4 protein-coding genes and 1 pseudogene are annotated in these 6022 nt (G+C 56.8%); 2 read left to right on the forward strand and 3 right to left on the reverse strand.

Annotation, left to right across the window (positions count from 1 at the left end):
* Nucleotides 1–152: translation initiation factor IF-1 (gene infA, locus ACIF4X_RS06040; RefSeq protein WP_397481382.1), on the forward strand; the 152-nt coding region annotated here is incomplete at its 5' end.
* Nucleotides 153–1120: 968 nt separating this feature from the next.
* On the opposite strand, the gene clpA is transcribed toward infA, so the two are convergent.
* Together clpA and clpS are read right to left on the reverse strand one after the other, a co-directional pair.
* Entirely contained in the window at nucleotides 1121–3391 is a 2271-nt protein-coding gene (gene clpA, locus ACIF4X_RS06045; RefSeq protein WP_007920210.1) for an ATP-dependent Clp protease ATP-binding subunit ClpA, read from the reverse strand.
* A gap of 30 nt (nucleotides 3392–3421) precedes the next feature.
* Nucleotides 3422–3803 (reverse strand): annotated as a pseudogene (gene clpS, locus ACIF4X_RS06050) (ATP-dependent Clp protease adapter ClpS).
* A 224-nt stretch (nucleotides 3804–4027) separates the two neighbouring features.
* On the opposite strand from clpS, the gene ACIF4X_RS06055 reads away from it, so the two are divergent.
* Nucleotides 4028–4339 (forward strand): cold shock domain-containing protein, encoded by a 312-nt coding sequence (locus ACIF4X_RS06055; RefSeq protein ID WP_397481377.1) that lies wholly within the window; start codon nucleotides 4028–4030, stop codon nucleotides 4337–4339.
* An 80-nt stretch (nucleotides 4340–4419) separates the two neighbouring features.
* Here ACIF4X_RS06055 and icd read toward each other — a convergent pair whose 3' ends face one another.
* Nucleotides 4420–5676, reverse strand: coding sequence for an NADP-dependent isocitrate dehydrogenase (gene icd / locus ACIF4X_RS06060; protein WP_007920207.1), 1257 nt, complete (start codon nucleotides 5674–5676; stop codon nucleotides 4420–4422).
* Nucleotides 5677–6022 lie beyond the last annotated feature (346 nt).

The raw sequence follows: 6022 nt of genomic DNA on the forward strand, positions 1-6022 counted from the left end.
CTATTGAGTTGGAAAAACGGCACGACGAAACCGCGCATATTTCCGGCAAGATGCGCAAGAACTACATTCGTATTCTTACCGGTGACAAAGTGCGCGTCGAGCTGACGCCCTATGACTTGAGCAAAGGGCGCATTACTTACCGCGCTCGTTAATCAAGTCAATACAGAACGCCCGGTTTATGCCGGGCGTTTTTGTATGTGCGTTTTGGGGTTTTGGGTTTGGGTTTGGGTTTGGGTTTGGGGGCATATCCGTTTTCTCGGGTGCGGCCGCTGGCGGTTTCGCTCTTACAGCGAGTCCCTTTTTCAAACGCCAAAAAGGAACCAAAAGGCTTTGCCCCTGGCGTACGGCACTTCGCGGAGGCTCAGTGTTCCCTCGCTACGGTGTCCATCCGGGGGCATCGCCTACGGTTTGCTTCGCTGCACCTCCTCTCGATGTGTGCGGCTGCGCCGCACGGCGCTGCGCGCCTAACCCCCGGATGGACACCTACGCTCGGCCTGCCGAAGGGGCAAAAGATCAAAAGCCGAAGCCAAAGCGAGATCACAAGCCAGATCAAGAGCCCCTCACCCTAGCCCTCTCCCGGAGGGAGAGGGGACTGATCGCGGTGTTTGGGGGAAGTACGCCGACGTGCGATACCGCGTTGAACTCAGTTTCTGAAAGGCCCACAAATCGGCTCCCTCTCCTCGGGGAGAGGGCTGGGGTGAGGGGTTAATCCAACACCGAACAAAAGCCGACCGCATGCTCTTCACCACTCAACAGGATGAGCGTTAGCTCGGCTGCGGCTTTTGATCTGTAAGGCGACGTCGGAAGGCTGAGTGGAGGGATTGATCCGGGGGTGGGAGCGCAGCGACCGTTTGGCGCAGCCAAACACAGCGAGAGGAGGTGCAGCGAAGCAAACCGGAGACGCTGCGCCCGGATCGATCCCGCAGCGAAGGAACCCCGAGCCCCAGCGAGCGGGCCGCACGTAGGAGCAAGCCCTTTTGGTTACTTTTGGGGCGTTTGCCAAAAGTGACCCGCCGTAAGGGCGGAACCCTAAGCAGCCGTTGCCGCAGCAACGGATATATACCCAAAAGCAAAAGGCACCCGAAGGCGCCTTTAGCTTTACAGCATCAGCCAAAAACCATCAGGCCATCTCTGCGGTGGTCTCGAAGTCAAACGTCAACTCACCATCCTTGATGTCGATGTGCACCACACCGCCATGCTCGGCCAGCTCGCCAAACAGAATCTCCTCCGCCAACGGACGCTTGATCTTGTCCTGGATCAGACGCGCCATCGGACGCGCGCCCATCGCCGAGTCATAACCACCCGCCGCCAGCCAACTACGCGCGGCATCAGTGACCTCAAGCAGCACACGCTTGTCTTCCAGCTGCGCCTGAAGCTCGGTAAGGAACTTGTCCACCACACTTTTGATGACCTCGTGACTGAGGCGACCAAACTGGATAATGGTGTCCAGGCGGTTACGGAACTCCGGCGTAAAGCTCTTCTTGATCACTTCCATCGCATCAGACGAGTGGTCCTGATGGGTGAAACCGATCGAAGCACGCGCCGCCGTTTCGGCACCGGCGTTGGTGGTCATGATCACGATCACGTTGCGGAAGTCCGCCTTGCGCCCGTTGTTGTCGGTCAGCGTACCGTGGTCCATCACCTGCAGCAGCAGGTTGAAGACTTCCGGATGCGCCTTCTCGATTTCATCGAGCAGCAATACGCAGTGCGGCTGCTTGGTGATCGCTTCGGTCAACAGACCGCCCTGATCGAAACCGACGTAGCCCGGAGGCGCACCGATCAGACGCGATACGGTGTGGCGCTCCATGTACTCGGACATGTCGAAGCGAACCAGCTCGATCCCCAACGCCTTGGCCAGTTGCCGCGCGGCCTCGGTTTTACCGACACCGGTTGGGCCGGCGAACAGGAACGAACCGACTGGCTTGTCAGGCGACTTGAGGCCGGCGCGCGACAGCTTGATCGCGGTCGACAGCGAATCGATCGCCGCATCCTGACCAAACACCGTCAGCTTCAGGTCACGCTCAAGGTTACGCAGCAACTCCTTGTCGGAGCTGGTGACGTGCTTGGGCGGAATCCGCGCGATTTTCGCGACGATGTCTTCGACGTGCGGCACTTCGATGCGCTTGGCGCGCTTCTCGACCGGCTGCAGGCGCTGATAGGCACCCGCCTCGTCAATAACATCAATGGCTTTGTCCGGCATGTGTCGGTCATTGATATAGCGCGATGCCAGTTCAGCAGCGGCACGCAGCGCCTCATCGCTGTATTCGATGTTGTGGTGCTGTTCGAAACGCCCTTTCAGGCCGCGCAGGATACCAATGGTGTCTTCCACCGATGGCTCGACGACATCGACCTTCTGGAAGCGACGCGCCAAGGCACGATCCTTCTCGAAGATGCCGCGAAACTCCTGGAACGTGGTCGAACCGATGCAGCGAATGTCGCCAGACGACAGCAGCGGCTTGAGCAGATTCGAAGCGTCCATGACCCCGCCCGACGCAGCGCCCGCACCAATAATGGTGTGGATCTCGTCGATGAACAGAATGGCTTGCGGACGTTTTTTCAGTTCATTGAGCAGCGCCTTGAAACGCTTCTCGAAATCACCGCGATACTTGGTGCCCGCGAGCAGAGCACCGAGATCAAGCGAATAAACAACACTACCGGCCAGCAAATCCGGAACCTGGTTGTCGACAATGCGCTTGGCCAGACCTTCGGCAATCGCGGTTTTACCCACGCCTGCTTCACCGACCAGCAGCGGATTGTTTTTGCGCCGACGCGCGAGAATCTGCGCAACACGCTCGACTTCCGATTCACGACCGACCAGCGGATCGATGCGACCCTGGCGCGCGAGTTCGTTGAGGTTGCTGGCATAAGCATCCAGAGGATTGCCTGAAGAAGAAGACTCACCGCCCTCGTCGTCCTGCATATCTTGTTCACCTTCAGAGTGATCGCCATGCCCCGGCACTTTGGAAATGCCGTGAGCGATATAGTTGACGACATCAATGCGCGCCACGCTCTGCTGCTTCAACAGGAACACGGCCTGACTCTCTTGCTCACTGAAGATTGCAACCAGCACGTTGGCGCCGGTTACTTCGCGTTTGCCCGAGCTCTGTACGTGGAAAACAGCACGTTGCAGTACACGCTGGAAGCCCAGGGTTGGCTGGGTTTCGCGATCCTCGTCATGAACGGGGATCAATGGCGTGGTGGAGTCGATGAACTCCTGCAGGTCATGCTTGAGTTTGTCGAGGTTTGCGCCGCAGGCACGCAAAACGGTGGCGGCAGCCTCATTGTCCAATAGGGCCAGCAAAAGGTGTTCGACGGTCATGAATTCATGACGTTTCGAACGAGCCTCCTTGAAGGCTAGATTGAGGGTGACTTCGAGCTCGCGGTTTAACATAGCTTCACCTCATACCCATGTGGTCTGCGATTAACCGTACTTCTCGATTTCACAGAGTAGCGGTTGCTGGCTTTCCCTGGCGTACTGGTTGACCTGCATGGCCTTTGTCTCGGCGATGTCGCGGGTAAACACTCACATACTGCCCGTCCTTCTGTGTGGACGGCCAGCATGACCTTGGTCGCCAGCTCGCGATTCAGGTTAAAAAACACCTCGAGCACTTCGACGACGAAATCCATCGGTGTGTAGTCATCATTGAACAAAACCACCTTGTACATTGGCGGCGCCTGTAACGCAGGCTTTGATCCTGAACAGCAACGCCTGCCGAATCGTCGTCGTGCTCCTCTGGAAGATCCTTTTGGAGAAGCGGGCGATCCTGATTGAATGTTAGTCGAATCTGGCTGATTGCATGCATGGAAAGAAAGGTTCGTCAGTTGTGCAAATACAGTGGTGGGGGCGGCTGTCCACGTTTTCAACTCCGACTGCCCGGTCACCTTGACTATCGGGAAAACGGTGTTACAACCAATAGAACCCACAGTGGGTAAAAAAGATCCGCGGAGTCAATTCTTTTAACGAATAAGATTGCGGATGAACTGGATGATACTCCAGCGATGGAGTCTGTTGCAGAGGGATTTGAGCATGGCTGTCGGCAAGGTGAAATGGTTCAACAATGCCAAGGGATTCGGCTTTATCAATACCGACGCCCGCGAAGGCCGCGACGAGGACGGCAAAGAGATCGACTTCTTTGCCCATTACTCCGCCATTGAAATGGAGGGATATAAAACCCTCAAGGCCGGGCAAGCCGTGGTTTTCAATATTGTTCAAGGCCCCAAAGGACTGCATGCGGTCGGCATCAATGCTGTCATCGAGAAACCGTCCAGTGCCGCTGAAGGCGCTGCTGTCGGCGCCGCTGCTGCTGCCGCTGCCGCGACTGCCAAAGCGATGAGCTGACTGATTTACCTCTGAATACTGGCAATAAAAAACCGCCTGACTCAATTCATCGAGTCAGGCGGTTTTTGTGTGCCTGCGTTTTACATGTGCGAGATCAGCGCATCGCCGAAGCCTGAAGAGGAAACCAGTTTGGCGCCGTCCATCAGTCGTTCAAAGTCATAGGTCACCGTTTTGGCCGAGATAGCGCCGTTGGTGCCCTTGATGATCAAATCCGCCGCTTCCGTCCAGCCCATGTGGCGCAGCATCATCTCGGCCGAGAGAATCAGCGAACCCGGATTCACCTGATCCTTGCCAGCGTACTTCGGCGCCGTACCGTGGGTGGCTTCGAACATCGCCACGGTGTCGGACAGGTTGGCGCCCGGCGCAATACCGATACCGCCCACTTCCGCCGCCAGAGCGTCGGAGAGGTAGTCGCCGTTCAGGTTGAGGGTCGCGATCACATCGTATTCGGCCGGGCGCAGCAGGATCTGCTGGAGCATGGCGTCGGCGATGGCATCTTTGACCACAACGTTCTTGCCGGTTTTCGGGTTTTTGAACTGCATCCACGGGCCACCATCGAGCAGAGTCGCACCGAATTCTTCGGCGGCCACTTCGTAGGCCCACTCTTTGAAGGCACCTTCGGTGAACTTCATGATGTTGCCTTTGTGCACGATGGTCAGCGAATCGCGGTCATTGTCGACTACATATTGCAGAGCCTTGCGTGCCAGGCGCTTGGTGCCTTCCAGCGAAACCGGCTTGACGCCGATGCCGCAGTTTTCGTCGAAACGGATCTTGGTGACGCCCATTTCTTCTTTAAGGAATTTGATGACCTTGGTGGCTTCCGGCGAACCGGCCTTCCACTCAATGCCGGCATAGATGTCTTCGGAGTTCTCGCGAAAGATGGTCATGTCGACGTCGCCGGGCTTTTTCACCGGGCTCGGTACGCCTTCGAACCAGCGCACAGGGCGCAGGCAGACGTACAGGTCGAGCTGCTGACGCAGGGCCACGTTCAGCGAACGGATGCCGCCACCGACCGGCGTGGTCAGCGGGCCTTTGATGGAAACCACGTAATCCTTGACTGCATCCAGAGTTTCCTGAGGCAGCCAGGTGTCCTGATCGTAAACCTGAGTGGCTTTTTCCCCAGCGTAGACTTCCATCCAGGAAATCTTGCGTTTACCGCCGTATGCCTTTTGAACTGCAGCATCGACAACCTTGATCATCACCGGACTGATGTCGACACCAATGCCGTCACCTTCGATGAAGGGGATGATCGGGTTATCAGGAACATTGAGAGAATGGTCTGCATTGACGGTGATTTTGTCGCCGACGGCTGGAACCTGAATCTTCTTGTAACCCATGCTGAACTCCATTGTTTGGATTGAACATCTGGCTTGGTTCGAGCGTAACCCAGTTAAATCAACACGCAAACCCTCTGTTCGTGGCGCGGCCACATCTCGTTTCGTACAAGCCTGAAAGCAAAGGGAAAAGCGCCAAACTCAAGCATTCGCGACGACTCTACGCGCCACCCTGCCCTGCGACCTTTAGACCAATGGACGAGATTGGTTGCATATGAACCATCGGCAGATTGCCAGCTACCTATGTATAATGCCGCCCGCTGACCACAGGGTCACGACGGCTGGCCTCTCTAGTACGAGACTTTCCGCCTGATTGGTCGGGTTGTTACCGCAGCCTGACTGCTTGACG

Origin of the sequence: Pseudomonas sp. NPDC085632, assembly GCF_044541255.1 — a bacterium.
Taxonomy (GTDB): domain Bacteria; phylum Pseudomonadota; class Gammaproteobacteria; order Pseudomonadales; family Pseudomonadaceae; genus Aquipseudomonas.